Raw genomic sequence first — 19,566 nt, 5'->3', positions numbered from 1 at the left:
AGTGCCGGCTGAGAAAAGGAAGTGAAAATCTTGAGCCAGTTCTCCGATGCCTGCCTGGATACATGGATGGACCGTGAGGCCCTTGCCGAGGCAATGATTCCGCTGATCGGGCGGCTGTACCGGGAAAACAGTGTGGTCACTTCGGTGTACGGCCGCCCGTTGGTCAACCGTTCCGTCATCGACATCCTCAAGGCGCACCGCTTTGCACGGCAGATCGATGAAGTTGAACTGCCGGTCTCTGACACGTTCCCGCTGGTGCAGGCACTGACTGAACTGGAACTGGGCGCCGCATCCATCGACCTGGCCCGCCTGAGCCTGAAGTACAAGGCAGAGGGCGCCGGCGTGGATCTCATGGATTTCCTGCGCCGCGAGCTGGCCGATGTGGCGGGCAAGCACGGCGCTGACGACCGCACCAGCACCGACGTCGTCCTCTATGGCTTTGGCCGGATCGGCCGGCTGCTGGCCCGCATCCTCATCGACCATGCCGGGGGCGGCCAGGGCCTGCGGCTCCGGGCAATCGTTGTCCGCAAGGGAGCGGAAAATGACCTGGTCAAGCGCGCTTCGCTGCTGCGCCGCGACTCCGTCCACGGTGCCTTCGACGGAACCATCACCGTCGACGAGGAAAACAACACCATCCTGGCCAACGGCACCCTGATCCAGGTCATCTACTCCAACGATCCGTCCACTGTGGACTACACGGCCTACGGCATCAACGACGCCGTGGTGGTGGACAACACCGGCCGCTGGCGCGACGAAGAGGGACTGTCCCAGCACCTGTCCGCCAAGGGAGTCTCGCGCGTGCTGCTCACCGCTCCGGGCAAGGGCAACCTGAAGAATATTGTGCACGGCATCAACCACGAATCGATTTCCGATGATGACTTGATTGTCACCGCGGCTTCCTGCACCACCAATGCCATCACGCCGGTCCTGAAGGTGCTCAACGACAAATACGGAATCATCCATGGGCATGTGGAGACGGTGCACTCCTTCACCAATGACCAGAACCTGATCGACAACTTCCACAATGGTGACCGCCGCGGCCGCTCCGCCGCGCTGAACATGGTGATCACCGAAACCGGTGCCGCCAAGGCCGTTGCGAAGGCGCTGCCGGAACTGGCAGGCAAGCTCAGCGGCAATGCCATCCGGGTTCCCACCCCCGACGTCTCCATGGCCATCCTGAACCTGAACTTCGAGACCTCCACCACCAAGGAAGAGATCAACACCTTCCTGCGGGAAACCTCGCTGAACTCGGACCTGCACAAGCAGATCGACTACATCGACTCTCCCGAGGTTGTCTCCACCGACTTTGTGGGCTCCAAGCGGGCCGGCATCGTGGACGGACTGGCCACCATCTCCAACGGCAAGAATGCCGTCCTCTACGTCTGGTATGACAACGAGTTCGGCTACAGCTGCCAGGTCATCCGGGTACTGGAGGAAATGGCCCACGTGAATCCGCCGGCCTACCCTCGCGTTGAGGAGCTGGCCGCCTCGATCTAGGCGGGAGCTTCACCGAAGACAAGGCAAATAGACAAAGCGAAAGGCGCGTTTCCCTCTCGGGAAACGCGCCTTTCGCTTTGGTCCGGTTTGGGCTCCCGGGTTTCTGAGTACCCTTAGTGGCCGAAAGGATCCGGATCCACTCCGGGCATCCACGTCAGTCCCGGAACATTCCAGCCGTGAGCCTTGATGGCTTTGCGGGCCTTCCTGCTCCACCGGTCATTGAGCTTGTCCACGTACAGCTTGCCGTCCAAATGGTCGTACTCGTGCTGCAGGACCCGGGCAAACCAGCCGGTGGCCTCAAATTCCAGCGGGGCTCCGTTCTCATCGAAACCGGAAATCCTGACCCACTCGGCGCGGTTGACGGGGAAGTTCTCGCCCGGGACGGACAGGCAACCCTCGGCATCGTCCTCCGGGTCCGGCGCCGAGCCAGGCACCTTGGACGTGATGAGCACGGGATTGACGACGACGCCGCGGTCCGGTGCGTCGTCGTCGTTCTGGTAGGCGAAGGTGAACAGGCGCAGCCCCACGCCAACCTGGGTGGCCGCCAGCCCGACGCCGTTGGCCACGTCCATGGTTTCGTACATATCTGCCACCAGGGTGCGGAGTTCGTCGTCGAACTTTTCCACCGGAGCGGCTCGGCGGTGCAGAACGGGTTCGCCGTGGATAACGATGGGACGGACGGTCATTGCTGGTCTTTCTGTTGGGTGGGTGGTGCCGGCTGCTGTCTGTGTACCGGGGGAGAGGCTAGGCGGTGATCTGCCGGCCGATGACTTCGCGCATGATCTCGGAGGTTCCCCCGAAGATGGTCAGCAGCCGGGCGGCCAGGAAGGCCTGCGCCACCGGGTATTCCAGGATGTACCCGTAGCCGCCGTGCAGCTGCAGGCAGCGGTCGGTGATGGACTGAACACGTTCACTGGCCCAGAGCTTCGCCTTCGCCGCGGAGACGGCGTCCAGCCGGCCTTCATTGAAGGCGAGGATGGCCGAATCCACATAGGATTCGGTGACTTCCACCTCGGTCGCAATGTCAGCCAGGACAAACCGGCTGTTCTGGAAATCGGCAATGCGCTCACCGAAGGCGTTGCGGTTCTTTGTGTACTCAACGGTGGCTTCATAGATTTGCCGGGCAACGGCGGATGAAGCGACGGCGATGGCCAGCCGGCCCTGGGGGAGCTGTCCGGCGGCGTATTCCAGGCCGCGGCCCACTTCGCCCACGAGGTTGCCCTCGGGGATATGGACATCATCGAAGAACAGCTCGGCTGTGTCGGAGGCCTTCAGGCCCATCTTGTCCAGCTGGCCGCCCGTCTTGTAGCCCTCGGTCTTTTCCACCATGAACATGCTGAAGGAGTCTTTGGTGCCGCGGCCGGTTCCGCCGTCGGTGCGGGCCAGGACCAGGGAGGCGTCGCCGCTGATGCCGTTGCCAATGAAAGTCTTCTGGCCGTTCAGCCGCCAGCCGCCGTCGTTCTCACGCACAGCTTTGGTGCGGATGCCGCGCAGGTCGCTGCCGGCGCCGGGTTCGGTCCACGCCACTGAGGTGACGGTGTCGCCGCTGACCATCCCCGGCAGCCAGCGTTCCTTGAGGTCATCGGAACCGTACGCCAGCAGGTGGGGGAGGACCATATCGTCATGCAGATGGAAGGCGAGGCCGACGGCGAGATGGTTTGCCTTGGCGAACTCCTCGTCCATGACGGCGCGGTAGCGGTAGTCGGGCATGCCGGCGCCGCCGAACTCCTCCGGCACGGCAAGTCCCAGCAGTCCCTGCTCCCCGGCAGCCTTCCACAGCTGCCGTGGCATCATGTGCTCGGCGTCCCACTTGGCGTACCCGGGAGCGACCTCGCGGGAATTGAATTCCCTGGCAAGGTCACGGAAAAGCTCGTGGTCTTCGTCGAACAATCTGCGCTCCAAGGCGGCGCCTCCTCAATGATTGGCCACAGTACGTTCCAGCGGCGGTGCTGCGGGCCGCCTCAGCACCGGCCGGGCGGCCTCATAAACAAGTCAAACATAAGTTCAAACACAACAAAGGCCGCCCCGATGAACCGGGACGGCCTCTGTGAAACTGATCCTGCCAGTCTCCTTGGGGTGAGTAACGGGGGTTGAACCCGCGACCTCCTGGACCACAACCAGGCGCTCTGCCAACTGAGCTATACCCACCATGTGCCTCGGATAACATATTCGCAAAATCCAGGCGAGTGGTTTTTGCGAACTCATTTATCTGAGGCAGCGGAATTAAGCTTACACGGTTTTTGGGGTGGTCCTGACCAACTGGCGCCCAAGACCCCAAAATGTGACCGAGCTAACTCTTGATGCCCTCCGCAATCTTCTTTGCCGTCGCCGAATCCGGGCCCGGAGCCGGCACAAAAATCGCCTCGCGGTAGTACCGGAGTTCGTTGATGGAATCCACGATGTCGCCCAGCGCACGGTGGTTCCCGGTTTTCGCCGGTGCCTGGAAGTAGGCGCGCGGGTACCAGCGGCGGGCGAGTTCCTTGATGGTGGAAACATCGATGATCCGGTAGTGCAGGTAGTCAATGACTTCCGGCATGTCCCGGGCCAGGAACATCTTGTCGGTTCCCACGGAATTTCCAGCCAGCTGGGCCTTCTTCGGCTCCGGCACCCACTTGGTGATGTACTCGATGACCTGGGCCTCAGCCTCGGCCATGGTCATCCCGTTGGGCAGCTCGTCCAGGAGCTTGGAGGTGGTGTGCATGTTCCGCACAAAATCACCCATCTGAGCCAACGCGGCGTCATCGGGGCGGATGACCACATCCACTCCGTCACCCAGGATGTTCAGCTCGGAGTCCGTCACCAAGACCGCAACCTCAATGAGGGCGTCATTCTTGATGTCCAGACCGGTCATTTCACAGTCAATCCAAACAATGCGTTCATTAGTTATTGGCACACAACCAATGTACCGCGCTGCCCCCGGGTACCGGCCCGAAACAACCGCTTCGTCCCGCTCAGGACTCCGTCCTGTTCAGAGGCTTGAATGGCTCCGCTGGCGGCGGTCCGCTGACTCCGGCTGGGAGGGCACGACGGCGGCCGCCGCTGCGTCATACTGCTGGATCGGCAGCTGGCCGGTTTCAGGCGGACCGAAGGTACGCGTCCAGCGGCTGTCGCCGGAGCCGTTCTGGTCTGCTGTGTCCGCTTTGTCTGCCCTGGTGGATTCCGCAGGTTCGGACGACTCGGAGGACGCCGAGGACGCCGAGGATTTGGCGGCTTCGGAGTTTTTGAGTGTCTGGGCGGGTTTGCGTGTCTCTGCGGAATCAGGGGCCTGCGCGGGCTTTGCAGCTTCAGGCACCGGGGCAGGGGCCTCAGCCCGCCGCCGTGCCTTCCTGCTTCCAGCCTTTGCCTGTCCGGTATCGATTCCCAGCAGCTCTTGTCCTGCGGGTGCCAGAGGGACGCCGGGGCTGGTTGCAGCACTCGTTTTCGTTCCCGGGGCTACAGGGGCAGGCCGCGCAGAAGGACGGCTGTTTCCCGCGCCGGGCTTGCGGGCGAACACCGAAACCACCGGCAAGACCCCCGTGGTGGGATCTGCCGCGCGCATTTCCTTGCGGGTGATCGGAGGTTTCGGGTCCGCCTCGGAGGCGTGCCCGGTGGGTGCGGGCCCCGAGACTGTCCCCGCCGGTGCCGGTGCTTGGCTTGTCGGTGTTGAGGTGCTCAGCGCCGGGGCGGGTGATTTTGAAAGCGCCGGCTCTGACGTGACCGGTGCTGAAGGGCTTGGGTGCTCTGAGCCGGCCTGACCCGCCGCGTCATGCACCGCAGGGGAATCCGAGGAAAATTGCCAGACGGCAGTGAAGGACAGCAGCAGCAGGAAGGCAACGGCTCCGGTAACGCGCCAATCAATCTCGGCCCACGTCATCGCTCCGACAGCCGTGACGGCCAGGAAGACGCCCCAAAGGAGCAGGTCGTGGTTTTTCCGGCGTACGCTGCCCGGGAGCGCGGTTGGCAGGGATGCCGGCGTTGATTTTGCGGCACCCGAAGCCGGCTCAACGGCGGCAGCTGAACCGACGGCAGATACGGCGGCGGATCTGCCCCGGGACTCCAGGGTCTTCTGTCCTGCCTCCCGGGGCTTTCGCCGGGACTCCCTGCGGGGACGCAGCCCCGCAGCCTCAGGCGCCGCACCACCCGATACATCCGGTTTCGGGCTGTCAGCAAGCTGCGGCCCTCCGGGTTTCTGCTGCCCGCGGACCTGCTGTCGCGTGTCCACGTGCTGCTTATCTCCAGTGTCTGCCCGGTGGCGCCCCACAGCCCGTACCGCCTTGCCTTGTTGTTTCAACGGTTTTCAGTCTATGTGACGTACTGCGCATCCGTAGGATCCGCCTCCGGCGCGTCCGTGCATCCCGGCTTTGTACACCCTGCGGTGCTAATATCTTGGCTACTGACGGTCCTTGCCGCGGTGCCTTTGTCGCGTGTACCGCGGTTCCGCCGGCCGCGCTGGTTTACTGCTGGTGAGTGCTCCCATGAAGTCCGGCTTCGCCGTGATGCCAGGCATGCGCCGCTGCCGTTGGGCAAACTGTACGAACCCAAAGATTGGAACCACGCAGATGACCGCCCAGGTCCCCGCGACCGAGCCTTCGTCTCCCGGCCCGGAGCTAGCGAAAGCCAACCACCCCAATGTCGCGATCATCCAGGGCCTCATCGGTTCCCTCATGATGCTCGCGGGCTCGCTCGGCGTCGGATGGCTGTCTCTGGCCTCGTACGACCTCCGCCGCAACCCCGTGATCATGTGGCTCCGCTTTGAGCCGGAGGGTGCAGTGCTCTCCGTCTTCCTGCTGGCCCTGGGCGGAATGCTCTTGGTCCGCTCCTGGCTGCGGCTGGGCCAGCGCATCACCTCGTGGGGTCCCGAGAGCCGTCCGGTGGTTTTGAAGGCCACCATCGCCTGGGCTGCACCCATGTGCGTGGCTCTTCCGCTTTTCAGCCGCGACGTGTTCGCTTACATCGCCCAGGGCCTGGTAATGGTCAGCGGACTGGACCCGTACAAAGACGGCTACTCCCAGATCTCCAACTACGTGCAGATTGGCGCCGACGACCTGTGGGCCCAGAGCCCCACTCCTTACGGTCCGATTTTCCTCTGGCTGGAGGAACTCGTGGTCCGGGCCACCGGCGGCCAGCCGGAATACTCCATTCTGCTGTTCCGTGTCATCTCCCTGATCGGCGTGGCGCTGTGCGTGTATTACGTGCCGAAGCTCGCGGAACTGCACAACATCAACCCCAACCGTGCACTGTGGCTGACAACCGCAAACCCGTTGTTCCTGACCACGTTCATCGCCAGCATCCACAACGATGCGCTGATGATCGGCCTGGCCCTGGCAGGCCTCTACCTTGCCGCAACCAAGCACGCCATTCCCGGCATTCTCCTCATTACGCTCTCCGTGGGGATCAAGCCGATCACACTGATCCTGCTGCCCTTCGTGGGCCTCATGTGGGCCGGCAAAGGTGCATCCTGGCCGCGCAAGTTCCTCTACTGGTTCATGACCGCGGGAATCTCCCTGGGCCTGCTGTGGATCCTGGGCATCATCAACGGTCTGGGCTTCGGCTGGGTGAGTGCACTGAGCACGCCGGGCAGCGTCTGGATCTGGTACGCGCCGGTTGGCTTCCTCGGCATGCTTGTTGCCACCCTGGGCAATGCCCTGGGCCTGCCGGGCTGGACCTTTGGCGACATTGTTCACACCCTGGGCCGAGTGGCCTCGGTGCTCATCGTGTTCTGGCAGATGTTCGTGGGGGAGTACAGCAGGCTGGTGCGCCGGCTCGCCCTGGCCTTTGCCGCCGTCGTTATGCTCGCGCCGATGATCCAATCCTGGTACGTGGTGTGGCTGATTCCGCTGTTTGCCGTGACCGGCATCCGGAACGACTGGCAGGTTAAAACCCTGTATCTGCTGGTCTCGTTCTTCATGGTGTACGCGATCAGCGACCAGCTGGATATCTGGCCGTATTTCGACTTCAGCCTCAGCGCCGCCCGCCAGATTGCTGCCGTCATAGCACTGGGCTTCGCGCTCTACCTGATCTTCCTGGATCCCAAGACCAAGGTCCTGTTCCGGAAGAAACTTACGGAGCCGTCTCCGGGCGAACTTCGGGTGCGCTGAGCGGACGGCTGCTGCCCGCCTTCGTCAACCGGACAATCCGGACCAGCGACCAGCCGAAGAGCACCAGCAGCGCAATGTTGCGGATGGTCAGCAGCAGGGCAACCCCGATGTTCAGATCGTTGTAGAGCGCGGCGTAGAACATCGGATACACCAGGGTGGTCAGGGAAGCGATGGCCAGCATGAGGACCGCCGGGACCCGCCAGCTCCGGCCCTCCCAGGCCACACCAACGGCCACCACGGCGCCCAGCCACAGCATGAACTGGGGCGAACCCACTTTGTTGAACACAATGAACGCCGCCACCAGGGCCAGTGAACCGGCAATGAGCAGCTGGCCGGCATCGGCGCCCCGCCGCAGTGCCCAGATCAGCAGGACGACGACGGCGAGGGCCGCCGCCGCGAGCAGCGGCGTCATCAGCGCGGCCACCGGCTCGCCGAGGGCACCGCGCACTTCGCGGGTGTTGATGATCTTGTCCTCGAAGATGTAGGCACCGGAATCGCCGCCGAGGATGGCCTGCCAGAGGCCCGGAGTGGTGAAGGGCGCCTCCATCTGCATGCCGCGTGCACCCTGGGCGCCCACAAAGGACAGCAGGTGATGGATGCCGCCGCCGGCGATGACAATCCCGGCCATCACGGCGGACACCGCCGCCCCGGTGGCCACCACTGTCAGGCGCCGGCGCGAGGCGACCAGCACCGCGAGGATCACGGCTGCGGGCCAGACCTTCATCCAGGTCGCCACGGCAAGCAGCGACGAGGCAACTACGGGGCGGCTCGCCAGCAGCAGCAGGCCCATAATCACCAGGGGGGCCGTGAGACCGTCCACCCGGCCCACCGCCACCGGCCCCAGCAGCCCGGTAACCACCAGCCACCAGTAGGAGGCCGCGTATCGGGACGGGGTTCCCGGCTTGCTGATGACGGCCACGGCTGCGGCGTTCAGAGCCGTGAAGATGGCGAACCAGACCAGCTGATACGCTCCCCAGCCGAAAACAGCGGAGACAAGCATCGGCAGGAGCGCCCCGATCGGATACACCCAGTCCGTGCTGATGCCCTGCCAGGTCCCTTCATTAATGCCTTCAAAGGCCCACAGCCGGTAGAGATTGATGTCGCTGAGGACGCCGCCGGAGAAGATCAGGGAGGACAATGCGGCAAAAAAGACCAGGTGGACAATAGTGAAGCAAATCCATAACGATTTCCGGCGCATAAAGCGCTCCTGCAGAGAGGTCTTTTTCTGCGGCATTCCGGGTGATTCTCCTTAGGTGATGCAGGTGCCGTGCCGGGATCAGGCACAGCGATAAGGGTACCGGCGGCCGCGCCGCGGCATGCAATCCATTGCCGGACACGGGATACTGGACGCATGACCGACGGAACAGAACAGGTAATAACGGCCGATTTTGATGTCTCGCAGTGGGAGCCCACGCCCTATCAGGTGGAAGGAACCAACAGCGAACTCTCGACGGTCCGCGCGGTAAAGATCTTCGAGGGGGACATTGTGGGGACCAGTGTTGCCGACCTCCTTATGGCCGGAAACGCCGTGGGGGCCGGTTACGTTTGTTCCGAGGTTTTCGCCGGCACGATCGCCGGACGTGAAGGCACCATGGTGATCCAGCACTGGGGCGTTGCTGAGGGTACAGCCACGGCCAGCTCCGGACATATCGTTCCCGGCTCCGGGACTGACGGGCTGGCCGGAATCGCCGGAAAAGCCATTTTCACGCAGGAACCCGACGGCCAGCACCGGCTGGAACTGCGCATTACGCTCCCCGAAGACGTTTAGCCGGCCACCGGGCGGAACCACCACAGGGCCGCAACCACCGACACCGCGATGACCGCGGCGAAGGCAGCAAGCCAGATCGCGGACGGGACGCCTGTGCGCTGGTACAGGATGAAGGCGTCCGAGCTCTGCAGGGAACGCCGTCGCCGGGTGTGGACGCTGAGCACGTTGAACCAGTCGCGCACCGCACCGGCCAGCAGGGCGAGGCCCGTGCCCAGGGTGACGTATGAGACGGCATTGGGCGAGGCAAACCACACCAGCAGCACTGAAACAGTGGTGCAGCCCAGGGCAATGAGCAGACCCTGGGCATTGCGGATGAACAGCAGGCCCGCCAGCAGAACCAGCGCACCGGCTGACAGGGCAGATCCGGCCCAGCCGTTAAAGGCCGCCCAGACCAGCAGCGCACCCACGACGGCGGGTACGGGATAGCCCCAGAACCCGGTCCAGGCCGCGGCGAAGCGGCTGCGGCCCATGCTGCGCATTTGGCCTGAGTGGTCGAACCGGAGCTGGATGCCCTTAACCAGTTGTCCGGTCATCAGGGCGGCGAAGGCATGCCCCAGTTCATGGACAAACGTGACGAAAAGACCGAACCACCGCCACACCGGCCGGGGCACGGTCAGCAGGGCCGCCGCAGCAGCAATGAGCAGCAGGACAGGCAGCGGGAGCTCCAGCGGATCTCCGCGGGAAAAACCGTCCGCGACCTTCGAAAACCACGTGCTGATGATGGAGCCGGCGGTTCCTGCGTCCACTAAAGATCCAGTTGCCCGCGCAGAATGGAATCACCGGAGTGCGCAGGATCGCCGTCATACGGCTCGTCTGAAATGTCCACGACGGGATACTTGCTGAGGTCAAGATCCTCCGGCAGCACAAAGTGTCCTTCGGTGCCTTCCATGGTTCCAAGGCTCACCATCGACGTCGCGTCCGGGGCGAGCAGCCACACCTCCCGGTAGCCCTGGGCTGCATCGCTGCTGGAGGTCACCACAAGTTCCCGCCTGCCGTCCGGAAGCTCGTCCACGACGGCGCGGCCCGAGTCCGAGTACGAGGCCAGCGGGAACAGCTCCACCGAGGCGATGGCAACGGGTTCCGGATTGGAATCAAGCGCTCCCAGCGCGCCCCAGGTTCCTGCGGCCGCCACGACGACGGCGGCTGCCGCGGCTGCCAGCCACGGCCCGGTGCGCCGGCGCCGGCGGCGGGCTGCGTCAAGGGAGGCCACTGGCGAAGGCTGTGATGAGGCGGGAGCTGACAGCGGGTCCGGCCTCAGCTCTTCATCCAGATTCAGTTCGCGGTGGATGCTCTCCCACACCGCGGAGTCCGGTGCCTGCAGGGTGAAGACCTGTCCGGTTCCGTCCGTTGCTCCGGGGGTTGACGCGTCGTCGTCCTCGTTTGCGGTGCCGGCCAGGCGGGCGGCGGACACCACACGGCGGAAAGAACCCAGATCCGCGCTGCAGCGCGGACAGGCCTCAAGATGGGCACGCTCCTCGTCAGTGGCTTCTTCACCCAGAGCCAGGAGGGTGAGCGCGTCATCGTGCAGGTGCTGCATCACTGACCTCCAATCTTTGCCTCAACTGGACGAGACTTCGGCGTATATGACTCTTAACGGTTCCCAGCGGCATTTCGAGCCGGTCGGCGATCTGCTGGTGGGTCAGGTCCGCATGGAAAGCCAGCCGGAGGATGGAACCCTGCGGCTCTCCCAGCCGGTCCAGTTCCGCTTCGATGACCACCTTGTCGGCAACACGGTCGGGGTTTCCGGTTCCGTCGTCGTCCTCCTCCCGGTGCTGGGCGGCAGCCAGTTCCCGCAGGTTCTCTTCGCGTGCCCGCGAGGTGCCCATGCCGGCCGCAACGTTGCGGGTAATGCCAACCAGCCAGGCCACAAGGCTTGACCGCTGAGGGGAGTAGCTATCCCGGTACTTCCAGGCCCTGATGAAAACTTCCTGCACCACATCATCCGCTGCTGCGGAATCGGAGAGGCGCCGCAGGGCCAGCGAACGGATCAGGGGTGCAAACCGCCGGTAGGCTTCAGCGAGCGCGCTCTGATTGCCGGAAGCGAAGGCTTGGTCGAGGCCTGCGTCCTCCTCCGGGGAACCAAGTGGCATCGGGTGCGGACTCCTGATCTCGGGAAGCCGGTCCTCTGCGGTGCGGCCGTCCGGCCCGCCCCGAGGATCGGCAGTTTTCCCTATGATACCGGTGCCGCGGTCAAGACCACGTTATCTTCGTAGTCGTCCTCCGCTTCGAGCCATTTGCCGCCGCAGGTGACTAGTTTCAACCGGGGTTCTCCGGTGCGGTCGAACAACCGGTGGCCGTCCAGGCTTCGCTTGGCGATGTTTTCCACCTTCTCGGTGGCGTACCGCTGCACGGAACCGTCCTCGCGGGTGACAGTGACGATGGTGCCGGGGGCAACGTTCTTGAGTCCGGCGATCGGCAGCTGCTCGGTGCGGGAGTCCACGTGCGCTGCGAGCACGCTGGAACCCGCATCTGCTCCCGGTGCGGGACCATACTGATACCAGCCGGCCTGATAGTGGTTGTCGGGAAGAGTCATGGCGCCGTTGTCCTCTACGCCCACGGGAATCACTTCCAGGCTGATCCCGGTTCCCTCGACCTCGACCCGCACCGGCGCCGGGATGCTGACGCTGGGTTCCGGAGTTGCCGGACGGATGGGGATGCTTGACGGCGCAGGAACCGGCGGGGCGGGGCTGGCAGGCTGGGCTGCAGCGGACGTTGAAGGAGAGCTGACAGCCGCCGGGGACTTCTCCGCCGGCTGCTCTGCCGGGCTTCCGCAGGCAGAGGTTCCTGCGGCCAGCGCGGCAAGGAGAGCGGCACTGGCCCAAAATTTGCGGCCGGCGGCGGTGCGGGGCATAGGAAGAACTTCCAATCCAGAAGGTGTAAACGATATGTAGTCGGGGAAAGGCCAGTGAAGGCGGACGCCGGCGGCCGGAGATTGGTCCGGCCGCCGGCTGCGGATCTCAGCCGCCGCCCACCCGGCGTGCCTTGCGGCACGGGGGGATGGACGGAACAGCTAGCTGCGGGCTGCTGATGCGGAGTGCTTGCGGCGTGCCACTGCTGCTGCGCCTACCAGGAGCATCATTGCGACGCCGGCACCTGCGGCCAGAGCGCCGCCGTTGCCCTCATCGGAGGAGGCCAGCGCCCCGGGAACTGCGTTCGGGGCAGATTCCATGCCGTGGATTGTCTGGGTGGCCAGAGCAAGGTTGCCGTCCTCCAGCGAACCCCATGCGTACACGAAGGTGTGGGTGCCTTCGGCCAGCGTCAGATCTGCCGGGCCGATAACGGGATCGGTGGTTCCTGCTGCAGCCACGGATGCGGAGATGGTTCCGGCATCAACGGTCAGGGACTTCTCATTTGGGTTTTCCAACCCGGTGATCACCGGCGTTCCGTTGGCCAGCACATCCACGGCAGGTGCTGCTGCATCGTGGCGCACGGTCAGGTCCGCCTTACCCGGCTCGACCATGGAGAGGTCGTTAGTGTAGAAGTTTGCCGTCGGCTTACCGGTTGCATCAAGGTTGGCCACGGCGGTGTAGTTACCGCCCGCAGCCATTTCCACCGTCACCGGACCGATAATCGGTGCCGAAGCATCGGCGGCGTCGGGGGCGGTGATGGCCAGGTCGTAGCTGCCGCCGGGCAGGTCAAGCGGTCCGGCAAGGGTGCCCGGGGTGAAGTCGTCGAGGGTCAGTGCACCGTTCACATACACATCCACCGTCGTGTCGGGTATCGCGTGCAGGACCGAGAGCTGAGCAGTGTCTGCTGCTGCGGCCGGGGTCATAAAACCAACTGCGGCAGTCAAACCTGCGGCTGCTGCAAGGGCGGTGACGGTCTTACGCATGATCTCTCCTGGGGTCGCATCTCCGCCGGCAGCGAAGAAATTTATGTTGCTTACATCTCCTCTACTTCCGGGGCCGGGAGTTTGGATGCAAATTTCTGCAAAGTTTTTTCCAAGATCCCGGGACTTGCCGGACCCGGCCGGCCACCCCGTGGCTGAGCCCCTGCCGCTGCGTAGTATTATCGTCAGGTCGCCTCCGTAGCTCAGGGGATAGAGCAGGAGCCTTCTAATCTCTTGGTCGCAGGTTCGAATCCTGCCGGGGGCACAGTTTCTGCAGCTGAGAACTTCTGCAGCTGTCTGTCAGTAGTTGAGTCTGTGATGTGTTTTCGTGGTGCCGAAACGGCTCACGGGTCTCCGGTACATTCCGGGAGATCCCGTGAGCGTTTCGGCACCAGTGCTTTAAGCGGTTTGGCCGGCCTGGTTGTGTGCCGGTGTGTTTCCCTCCACATAGCCCCCGTTGGCGGGGACCATCCACAAAAGGGGTGATTGCCGCCCGTTGTTGCATCGTGCGAAGAAGACTTGCCTGAGCGGGCCCGAAGCGGCCGGCCATGACTTCGCAGTGACCCCAGGTGATCTGGTTGTCCGAGCGAAGGATTCGGACCATCCACAGACAGGCAGGGAACAGCATGAGCGACACCATCACACTCCGGGGATACGTTGCCACGGACGTTCGAAGCACCACTGCGGACAGCGGACTCGCGATTGCGGGGTTCCGCATGTGCACCACGGAACGGCGCTATGACAGGGACACCGGAAGTTGGGCTGACGGCCAAACGAACTGGTTCTCCGTTTCCCTCTTCCGCCAGTTGGCCACCAATGCTGCATTCAGCGTTCACAAAGGGGATCGGGTCATCGTCACCGGCCGGCTGAAGGTCCGGCAATGGGTCTCTGAGGATGGTAGGAGCGGAACCTCCGTAGACATTGACGCCGAGAGCGTCGGACATGACCTCATGTGGGGTACGGCCAATTACCGCCGAAATGTTCAGGACCGGGCCGTGGGCGGGGCCGGGGCTGAGGGAAGTGAAGGTTCTGCCGGCGAGGACGGCGAGGACGGCGGTACAGATGACCTTCCCGCAGATCTGGACCTGGACACGGGTGAACTGGTCGGAACTGCGTCCGACGGGATTGAAGGGGACGGATCAGAGAACAATCCACAGGATCCCAACGCGTTGCCGGAGAGCGGATTGTCGGAGGCAGCGTTGTCCAAAACGAAGCGCTGAACGGGAGCTGCAGCGGCGCGTGGGGTGCAGGGGCGTGGCACAATAGGCGAATGATTCGCGTTCACCGCAGCAGCAGGCTCTCCGGGGTTACTCTTTCTCTGCTTTTGATTGGCTCCGCAGGCCTGCTTGCTCCGGCTGCCGTGCCGGCATCGCCTGCGGGATCCCTGCAAAACAGCACCGCTGCCCAGGCGGCGACTCCCAATCAGGGGGCAGCCGTCCTGCCGGACGCGAAGACCCTGCTTCCAATGGCGGCAGAGCGGACCCCGGAAAGCCTGACGAAGGCACTTGAAGCGCTCGCCGCCGAATCGCCCACTCCGGACCGTGCCATGATCCGAAAGGCATTCACGGAGGCCGGGTTCCCCGGTGAATCAGTGGAAGTGTCGCTGGACATTACGCCTACCGGTCTGGCCGTCGATTCCATTCGCGGAGCGGCGGCAGAGGATGGATCCTGTCTCTTCGGAGAGGTGCGGCAAGGCGCAGTCTCGGTCAGTGTTCTGCCCGTGCTGGACAGCGGTTACTGCTTCGTGGGCGACCAGCGCTAAGCCTCGTCCGGGAGGGGCCGCCGGGCTGCCTGCGGGAAATGAGCCTGTTGGCCGACCGGCTGTCCATAGTTGTGCGTCAAAGGCCAAATGGCACTATTCCGGCCTGACCCACTAGCCTTGAACCTATGGCGGAATTTATCTACACGATGACCAAGGCCCGCAAGGCCGTTGGCGACAAAGTTATCCTCGACGACGTAAGCATGTCCTTCTACCCCGGTGCCAAGATCGGCGTGGTGGGTCCCAACGGTGCGGGTAAGTCCACCATCCTCAAAATCATGGCCGGACTGGACACCCCCTCCAACGGTGAAGCACGGCTCAGCGCCGGCTACACCGTGGGCATCCTGCTCCAGGAACCACCCCTGAATGAGGAAAAGACCGTACTCGGCAACGTCCAGGAGGGCGTTGGCGAGATTTATGCCAAGATCCAGCGCTTCAACGAGATCTCCGAGGCAATGGCCGAGCCCGACGCAGACTTCGACAGTCTGCTTGAAGAAATGGGCAAGCTGCAGGAAGCCATTGATGCTGCCGACGCGTGGGACATTGACTCCCAGCTCGAACAGGCCATGGATGCGCTGCGGTGCCCGCCGGCCGATGCCGATGTCACCCTGCTCTCCGGTGGTGAGCGCCGCCGTGTTGCACTGTGCAAGCTGCTGCTGCAGAAGCCGGACCTGCTGCTTCTCGATGAGCCCACTAACCACCTTGACGCTGAGAGTGTGCTGTGGCTTGAGCAGCACCTCTCCGCCTACCACGGCGCCGTCCTGGCCGTGACCCACGACCGGTACTTCCTGGACCACGTTGCCCAGTGGATCGCCGAAGTGGACCGCGGACACCTCTACCCGTACGAGGGCAACTATTCCACCTACCTGGAGAAGAAGCGCGCCCGCCTCGAAGTCCAGGGCAAGAAGGACCAGAAACTGGCCAAGCGCCTCACCGAGGAACTGGACTGGGTCCGTTCCAATGCCAAGGGACGCCAGACCAAGTCCAAGGCCCGTCTGGCCCGGTACGAGGAAATGGCTGCCGAAGCGGACCGCACCCGCAAACTGGACTTCGAAGAAATCCAGATTCCGCCGGGCCCGCGCCTGGGCTCGCTGGTGCTGGAAGCCAAGAACCTGGAAAAGGGTTACGGCGACCGCAAGCTCATCGACGGCCTGTCCTTCTCGCTGCCGCGCAACGGCATCGTCGGCGTGATCGGCCCCAACGGTGTTGGTAAGTCCACGCTGTTCAAGACCATCGTTGGCCTTGAAGAGCTCGACGGCGGTGAGCTCAAGATCGGTGATTCCGTCAAGATTTCCTATGTGGACCAGTCCCGCGGCGGCATCGACCCCGAGAAGAGCCTGTGGGAGGTAGTCTCCGACGGCCATGACTGGATCCAGGTCGGCCAGGTGGAAATGCCTTCCCGTGCCTACGTCTCCGCGTTCGGCTTCAAGGGCCCGGATCAGCAGAAGAAGGCCGGTGTGCTCTCCGGTGGTGAGCGGAACCGCCTGAACCTGGCCATGACCCTTAAGCAGGGAGGAAACCTTCTCCTGCTTGATGAGCCCACTAACGACCTGGACGTGGAAACCCTCTCCAGCCTCGAAAACGCACTGCTGGAATTCCCCGGCTGTGCAGTGGTTGTCTCGCACGACCGGTGGTTCCTGGACCGCGTGTCCACCCACATCCTGGCCTATGAAGGCACCGAGGAGAACCCGGCGAACTGGTACTGGTTCGAGGGTAACTTCGAAGCCTACGAGCAGAACAAGATCGAGCGTCTGGGCCCCGATGCAGCCAAGCCGCACCGCGTGACCCACCGCCGTCTGACCCGCGACTAGTACAGCGCCCGAACAGGCACCGGCGGCAGCCGCCGGAACCAAAAGAACCCGCCCCGTACAAACGGGGCGGGTTCTTTTTAACCGGGTTCCTTCCAAAGCGCGTTAACGCGGCCAGAACGCGGCCTACGTCAGCGTTACGGCTGTTCCGGAATGCGGATCATGCCTTCCTGCGCGACAGTAGCTACGAGCTCACCGGCCCGGTTGAAAATCCTGCCGCTTGCCAGTCCGCGGGCTCCGGAGGCACTCGGCGATTCCTGGACATAGAGCAGCCAGTCGTCCACCCGCAGCGGGCGGTGCCACCACATGGCGTGGTCCAGGCTGGCCACGGACATGCCGCGGGCGGACCAGGCCAGGCCGTGCCGGCGCAGAACCGACTCCAGCAGCGTGTAGTCGCTGGCGTAGGCCAGGGCCGCACGGTGCAGGTTCTGATCATCGGGCATCGGACCGAAGGTCTTCATCCACACGGCGTTGCGGGCCACCTTCTCCGGTCCGGCTTCGAAGTACACGGGCTTTTCCACGTGCCGGATGTCCATCGGCCGCTCGTGGGACCAAGCCTTGGCTACAGGATGGTCGATGCCCTGAAGCAGTTCGGCGGTGGTCGGCAGCGACTCCGGCTCCGGAACTCCGTCCGGCATCTCTACCTGGTGGTCCAGCCCCTCGCCCGGCTCCTGAAATGAGGAGATCATGGACAGGATGGGGGCGCCGTTCTGGTACGCATGCGTCCGCCGGGCCGAGAAGGACCGGCCGTCACGCAACCGCTGCACGCCGAAGGTAATGGGGATATCCGTGTCTCCGGGCCGCAGGAAGTAGCCGTGCATCGAATGCATCAGGCGTCCGGGCTCCACGGTCAGTGCGGCCGCCACGAGCGACTGTCCGAGCACCTGCCCGCCAAACACCCGTTTCCGCGGTTCCTGCTGTGATCGGCCCACAAAAATGTCTTCATCTGTTTGCGCGCCGTCGGCAGGGCTGAGGTTAAGCAGGCTCAGCAGGGAAGCGGTGGGATCGACGGTGTCGGCCATGGGTGGTTGGTCTCCTTGGACAAAAATAAAATATGCATGGGTGAGAGCTCCGGAAAAATCGCGGAGGCCCCCTTCGAGATTAGACGCACCGTCCGGCCACACCCAAGCCGGAGCAGGAATGCGCAGGTGTCCGCCTCGTTTGAGAGGATGGGGTCATGCCTATGAATCGCTTTCCCATCCAGCTGCGCTTCGGCGACGAGGATTCCAACGGACACGTGAACAACGTGCGTTTTGTCCAGTTCCTGGAAGAGGCACGGGTACGCCTGAGTCTCCTGCCGCTTGGTGAGGAACTTAGCCCGGCCGAACCTGCCGCGACCTTCCGATCAGTGACCTCCCGAACCGGGATGACGCTGGTGGCACATCAGGAAATCGAATACCGAGCCCCCATGGTGTACCGGCAGGAGCCCGTATGGGTTGAGGTCTGGGTGACCGGAGTCGGCGGTTCCAGCCTCACGTACGGCTTCCGCATCGCCGACGACGACGGCACGGTCTACGCTCTCGCTGAATGCACACTGGTGATGGCTGACGCGGAAACCGGCCGTCCCACAGCCCTGTCCGATCTGCAGATCCGGGTGTTGGAGAGCTGGCGCGGGGACCCCGTGCCTTTCCGGAGGAGCAGGCCGGCCAACGCCGGCAACGGGATGTCCGCGTCCGCCGGAGCAAACCGATGACCGGACCCTCCTCACTGCCGGCGGCCACTGAACTGGTCCTCGCAGACCCCCAGGTCACAGCCGATCTGAGGACATTCGTCGTGCGCGCCAGGGCAGCAGAGGACGGCGCCGTGCGGCTTCAAGCAGTGGGATCCGTGCTGGCTGCCTACGTTTGCGTTCTCCGGCCGCGTGCACTGGGAGAGGACACCCCCACCGTCCTTGGGATGCGGACGATGCCGCTCGCTGCCGAGGCACGGCTTGATACTGCCGTATCCCTGGCCTCAGTCGCGGACCGGCTGGCCCGAATGGGGGAGACCGAGACGGTACTGCCGGTGCCGCCCATGACGGTTACGGAAAGCTGGACCGGTGTCGGGGCGCCGCGCAGCGGATGGGAGCGCAGCGAGGATATTCCGTTCAAAGCGTTGGAACAGGCCGCGCACCGCGGCATCAGGGAAGTTGCTGCACTGGTTCCCGCCAGCTCGGGAGCGCCGGTGGTCCAGACTGCACGCGGGGCGGTCTGGGGACAGCAACTGCCGGACGTTTCCGCGCCCGTCCCGGCCGGTGCGGCGTTTGCTGCGCTGACGCTGGGCTTCTTACCGGCCGGATCGGACGGGGCCGCAGCGGTGTTCCGCTGCGGCCGCTGGATCCGGCTGAGCATGCCCCGGGGCCACGTGCTGATCCGATCGGCAGCTGTCCTGTCCTAAGTACGGCTGAACGCGCCTGCCCTAAGCGGAATTGACCATGGAGTGTGCGGCGCGCTCCAGGTAGTCCCACAGCGTCGCTTCGTGCAGCGGAGAGAGGTCCAAGGCGTCGACGGCGTCGCGCATGTGCTTTAGCCACGCGTCGCGGGCCTGGGGAGTGACGGTAAAGGGCATGTGCCTCATCCGCAGCCGCGGATGTCCGCGCTGCTCCGAGTAGGTCTTCGGCCCGCCCCAATACTGCTCCAGGAATCCCCGCAGACGCTCCTTCGCTGCGGTCAGGTCTTCTTCGGGGTACATCGGCCGCATCAGCGGGTCCTCGGCAACACCGTCATAGAAGACGTCAACCAGTTTGACGAAGGTTGGATGTCCGCCCACAGCCTCGTAGAAGTTCTCCGTGTAGCCAGGCTGCGTAAAGGCAGGCTGTACGGACAGCGGCATGGAAGGACGGTTCTCTG

20 protein-coding genes and 2 tRNA genes are annotated in these 19,566 nt (G+C 63.9%); 9 read left to right on the top strand and 13 right to left on the bottom strand.

The window, feature by feature from the left end; translation table 11 throughout:
• The first annotated feature begins 30 nt into the window (after positions 1–30).
• On the top strand, positions 31–1,497 hold the full coding sequence (locus tag CXQ89_RS11745; protein ID WP_104054778.1) for a glyceraldehyde-3-phosphate dehydrogenase: 1,467 nt from the start codon (positions 31–33) through the stop codon (positions 1,495–1,497).
• 113 nt (positions 1,498–1,610) lie between these two features.
• On the opposite strand, the gene CXQ89_RS11740 is transcribed toward CXQ89_RS11745, so the two are convergent.
• From CXQ89_RS11740 to CXQ89_RS11720, 5 genes are all read right to left on the bottom strand, one after another.
• Positions 1,611–2,183 carry a peptide deformylase gene (locus CXQ89_RS11740; protein WP_104053882.1) on the bottom strand — a complete coding sequence of 191 codons (573 nt, stop codon included), beginning with the start codon at positions 2,181–2,183 and terminating at the stop codon, positions 1,611–1,613.
• A gap of 58 nt (positions 2,184–2,241) precedes the next feature.
• Positions 2,242–3,399 carry an acyl-CoA dehydrogenase family protein gene (locus CXQ89_RS11735; RefSeq protein WP_104053883.1) on the bottom strand — a complete coding sequence of 386 codons (1,158 nt, stop codon included), beginning with the start codon at positions 3,397–3,399 and terminating at the stop codon, positions 2,242–2,244.
• A gap of 170 nt (positions 3,400–3,569) precedes the next feature.
• Positions 3,570–3,645, bottom strand: a tRNA-His gene (locus CXQ89_RS11730).
• Between the two features lie 142 nt (positions 3,646–3,787).
• Positions 3,788–4,390, bottom strand: coding sequence for an oligoribonuclease (orn, locus tag CXQ89_RS11725; RefSeq protein ID WP_104161322.1), 603 nt, complete (start codon positions 4,388–4,390; stop codon positions 3,788–3,790).
• A 75-nt stretch (positions 4,391–4,465) separates the two neighbouring features.
• Positions 4,466–5,698: a hypothetical protein gene (locus tag CXQ89_RS11720; RefSeq protein ID WP_104161321.1), complete on the bottom strand. Its 1,233-nt coding sequence runs from the start codon at positions 5,696–5,698 to the stop codon at positions 4,466–4,468.
• 337 nt (positions 5,699–6,035) lie between these two features.
• Between CXQ89_RS11720 and mptB the strand changes: the two genes are divergently transcribed.
• Positions 6,036–7,574 (top strand): polyprenol phosphomannose-dependent alpha 1,6 mannosyltransferase MptB, encoded by a 1,539-nt coding sequence (gene mptB / locus CXQ89_RS11715; protein WP_181032301.1) that lies wholly within the window; start codon positions 6,036–6,038, stop codon positions 7,572–7,574.
• On the opposite strand, the gene CXQ89_RS11710 is transcribed toward mptB, so the two are convergent.
• Positions 7,537–8,808: a glycosyltransferase family 87 protein gene (locus CXQ89_RS11710; RefSeq protein ID WP_104161320.1), complete on the bottom strand. Its 1,272-nt coding sequence runs from the start codon at positions 8,806–8,808 to the stop codon at positions 7,537–7,539. The two genes, mptB and CXQ89_RS11710, sit on opposite strands and share 38 nt — an antisense overlap.
• A 117-nt stretch (positions 8,809–8,925) precedes the next feature.
• Here CXQ89_RS11710 and CXQ89_RS11705 point away from each other — a divergent pair, with 117 nt between their 5' ends.
• Complete coding sequence (locus tag CXQ89_RS11705) at positions 8,926–9,342, top strand: DUF3224 domain-containing protein (protein ID WP_104053887.1); 417 nt, start codon at positions 8,926–8,928, stop codon at positions 9,340–9,342.
• Here the strand turns inward: CXQ89_RS11705 and CXQ89_RS11700 are convergent.
• The 5 genes from CXQ89_RS11700 to CXQ89_RS11680 all read right to left on the bottom strand — a co-directional run bounded on the left by CXQ89_RS11700 (position 9,339) and on the right by CXQ89_RS11680 (position 13,174).
• The gene (locus CXQ89_RS11700; protein WP_258060060.1) at positions 9,339–10,088 is read right to left on the bottom strand and encodes a M50 family metallopeptidase; all 750 of its coding nucleotides are present in this window, start codon (positions 10,086–10,088) and stop codon (positions 9,339–9,341) included. The two genes, CXQ89_RS11705 and CXQ89_RS11700, sit on opposite strands and share 4 nt — an antisense overlap.
• On the bottom strand, positions 10,088–10,879 hold the full coding sequence (locus CXQ89_RS11695; RefSeq protein ID WP_104161319.1) for an anti-sigma factor: 792 nt from the start codon (positions 10,877–10,879) through the stop codon (positions 10,088–10,090). Before CXQ89_RS11695 ends, CXQ89_RS11700 begins: the two co-directional genes overlap by 1 nt.
• Entirely contained in the window at positions 10,860–11,432 is a 573-nt protein-coding gene (locus tag CXQ89_RS11690) for an RNA polymerase sigma factor (protein ID WP_104103915.1), read from the bottom strand. The genes CXQ89_RS11695 and CXQ89_RS11690 overlap by 20 nt, the downstream gene beginning before the upstream one ends.
• An 80-nt stretch (positions 11,433–11,512) precedes the next feature.
• Positions 11,513–12,193 (bottom strand): class F sortase, encoded by a 681-nt coding sequence (locus CXQ89_RS11685; RefSeq protein WP_104161318.1) that lies wholly within the window; start codon positions 12,191–12,193, stop codon positions 11,513–11,515.
• 159 nt (positions 12,194–12,352) lie between these two features.
• Positions 12,353–13,174 (bottom strand): DUF4397 domain-containing protein, encoded by an 822-nt coding sequence (locus CXQ89_RS11680; RefSeq protein ID WP_104053891.1) that lies wholly within the window; start codon positions 13,172–13,174, stop codon positions 12,353–12,355.
• Positions 13,175–13,363: 189 nt separating this feature from the next.
• Here CXQ89_RS11680 and CXQ89_RS11675 point away from each other — a divergent pair.
• The 4 genes from CXQ89_RS11675 (at position 13,364) to ettA (ending at position 16,741) form a co-directional block, all read left to right on the top strand.
• Positions 13,364–13,436 (top strand) — tRNA-Arg (locus CXQ89_RS11675).
• Between the two features lie 361 nt (positions 13,437–13,797).
• Complete coding sequence (locus tag CXQ89_RS11670) at positions 13,798–14,391, top strand: single-stranded DNA-binding protein (RefSeq protein WP_104053892.1); 594 nt, start codon at positions 13,798–13,800, stop codon at positions 14,389–14,391.
• Between the two features lie 50 nt (positions 14,392–14,441).
• The gene (locus CXQ89_RS18880; RefSeq protein ID WP_258060059.1) at positions 14,442–14,933 is read left to right on the top strand and encodes a DUF6993 domain-containing protein; all 492 of its coding nucleotides are present in this window, start codon (positions 14,442–14,444) and stop codon (positions 14,931–14,933) included.
• Between the two features lie 125 nt (positions 14,934–15,058).
• Positions 15,059–16,741, top strand: coding sequence for an energy-dependent translational throttle protein EttA (ettA, locus tag CXQ89_RS11660; RefSeq protein ID WP_104053893.1), 1,683 nt, complete (start codon positions 15,059–15,061; stop codon positions 16,739–16,741).
• A gap of 134 nt (positions 16,742–16,875) precedes the next feature.
• Here the strand turns inward: ettA and CXQ89_RS11655 are convergent, their stop codons facing one another.
• The gene (locus CXQ89_RS11655; protein ID WP_104053894.1) at positions 16,876–17,760 is read right to left on the bottom strand and encodes an acyl-CoA thioesterase II; all 885 of its coding nucleotides are present in this window, start codon (positions 17,758–17,760) and stop codon (positions 16,876–16,878) included.
• Positions 17,761–17,915: 155 nt separating this feature from the next.
• Here CXQ89_RS11655 and CXQ89_RS11650 point away from each other — a divergent pair, with 155 nt between their 5' ends.
• Positions 17,916–18,431, top strand: a complete 516-nt coding sequence (locus tag CXQ89_RS11650) for a thioesterase family protein (protein ID WP_104161317.1) — start codon at positions 17,916–17,918, stop codon at positions 18,429–18,431.
• Positions 18,428–19,114 (top strand): hypothetical protein, encoded by a 687-nt coding sequence (locus CXQ89_RS11645; RefSeq protein ID WP_104053896.1) that lies wholly within the window; start codon positions 18,428–18,430, stop codon positions 19,112–19,114. The genes CXQ89_RS11650 and CXQ89_RS11645 overlap by 4 nt, the downstream gene beginning before the upstream one ends.
• Before the next feature lie 21 nt (positions 19,115–19,135).
• Here the strand turns inward: CXQ89_RS11645 and CXQ89_RS11640 are convergent, their stop codons facing one another.
• Positions 19,136–19,549 (bottom strand): globin, encoded by a 414-nt coding sequence (locus tag CXQ89_RS11640; RefSeq protein ID WP_104054782.1) that lies wholly within the window; start codon positions 19,547–19,549, stop codon positions 19,136–19,138.
• Positions 19,550–19,566 lie beyond the last annotated feature (17 nt).

Source organism: Arthrobacter sp. ZGTC212 (genome assembly GCF_002929255.1).
Taxonomy (GTDB): Bacteria; Actinomycetota; Actinomycetes; order Actinomycetales; family Micrococcaceae; genus Arthrobacter_B; species Arthrobacter_B sunyaminii.
Note: the sequence above shows the minus strand (reverse complement) of the source record. Positions and strands in the feature narration are given on the sequence as shown.

Coding starts and splice junctions, on each gene's coding strand:
- CXQ89_RS11740 (WP_104053882.1), bottom strand. CDS start 2,183: ATGACCGTCCGTCCCATCGTTATCCACGGCGAACCCGTTCTGCACCGC.
- mptB (WP_181032301.1), top strand. CDS start 6,036: ATGACCGCCCAGGTCCCCGCGACCGAGCCTTCGTCTCCCGGCCCGGAG.
- CXQ89_RS11710 (WP_104161320.1), bottom strand. CDS start 8,808: ATGCCGCAGAAAAAGACCTCTCTGCAGGAGCGCTTTATGCGCCGGAAA.
- CXQ89_RS11705 (WP_104053887.1), top strand. CDS start 8,926: ATGACCGACGGAACAGAACAGGTAATAACGGCCGATTTTGATGTCTCG.
- CXQ89_RS11695 (WP_104161319.1), bottom strand. CDS start 10,879: ATGCAGCACCTGCACGATGACGCGCTCACCCTCCTGGCTCTGGGTGAA.
- CXQ89_RS11690 (WP_104103915.1), bottom strand. CDS start 11,432: ATGCCACTTGGTTCCCCGGAGGAGGACGCAGGCCTCGACCAAGCCTTC.
- CXQ89_RS11685 (WP_104161318.1), bottom strand. CDS start 12,193: ATGCCCCGCACCGCCGCCGGCCGCAAATTTTGGGCCAGTGCCGCTCTC.
- CXQ89_RS11680 (WP_104053891.1), bottom strand. CDS start 13,174: ATGCGTAAGACCGTCACCGCCCTTGCAGCAGCCGCAGGTTTGACTGCC.
- CXQ89_RS11670 (WP_104053892.1), top strand. CDS start 13,798: ATGAGCGACACCATCACACTCCGGGGATACGTTGCCACGGACGTTCGA.
- CXQ89_RS18880 (WP_258060059.1), top strand. CDS start 14,442: ATGATTCGCGTTCACCGCAGCAGCAGGCTCTCCGGGGTTACTCTTTCT.
- ettA (WP_104053893.1), top strand. CDS start 15,059: ATGGCGGAATTTATCTACACGATGACCAAGGCCCGCAAGGCCGTTGGC.
- CXQ89_RS11655 (WP_104053894.1), bottom strand. CDS start 17,760: ATGGCCGACACCGTCGATCCCACCGCTTCCCTGCTGAGCCTGCTTAAC.
- CXQ89_RS11650 (WP_104161317.1), top strand. CDS start 17,916: ATGCCTATGAATCGCTTTCCCATCCAGCTGCGCTTCGGCGACGAGGAT.
- CXQ89_RS11645 (WP_104053896.1), top strand. CDS start 18,428: ATGACCGGACCCTCCTCACTGCCGGCGGCCACTGAACTGGTCCTCGCA.
- CXQ89_RS11640 (WP_104054782.1), bottom strand. CDS start 19,549: ATGCCGCTGTCCGTACAGCCTGCCTTTACGCAGCCTGGCTACACGGAG.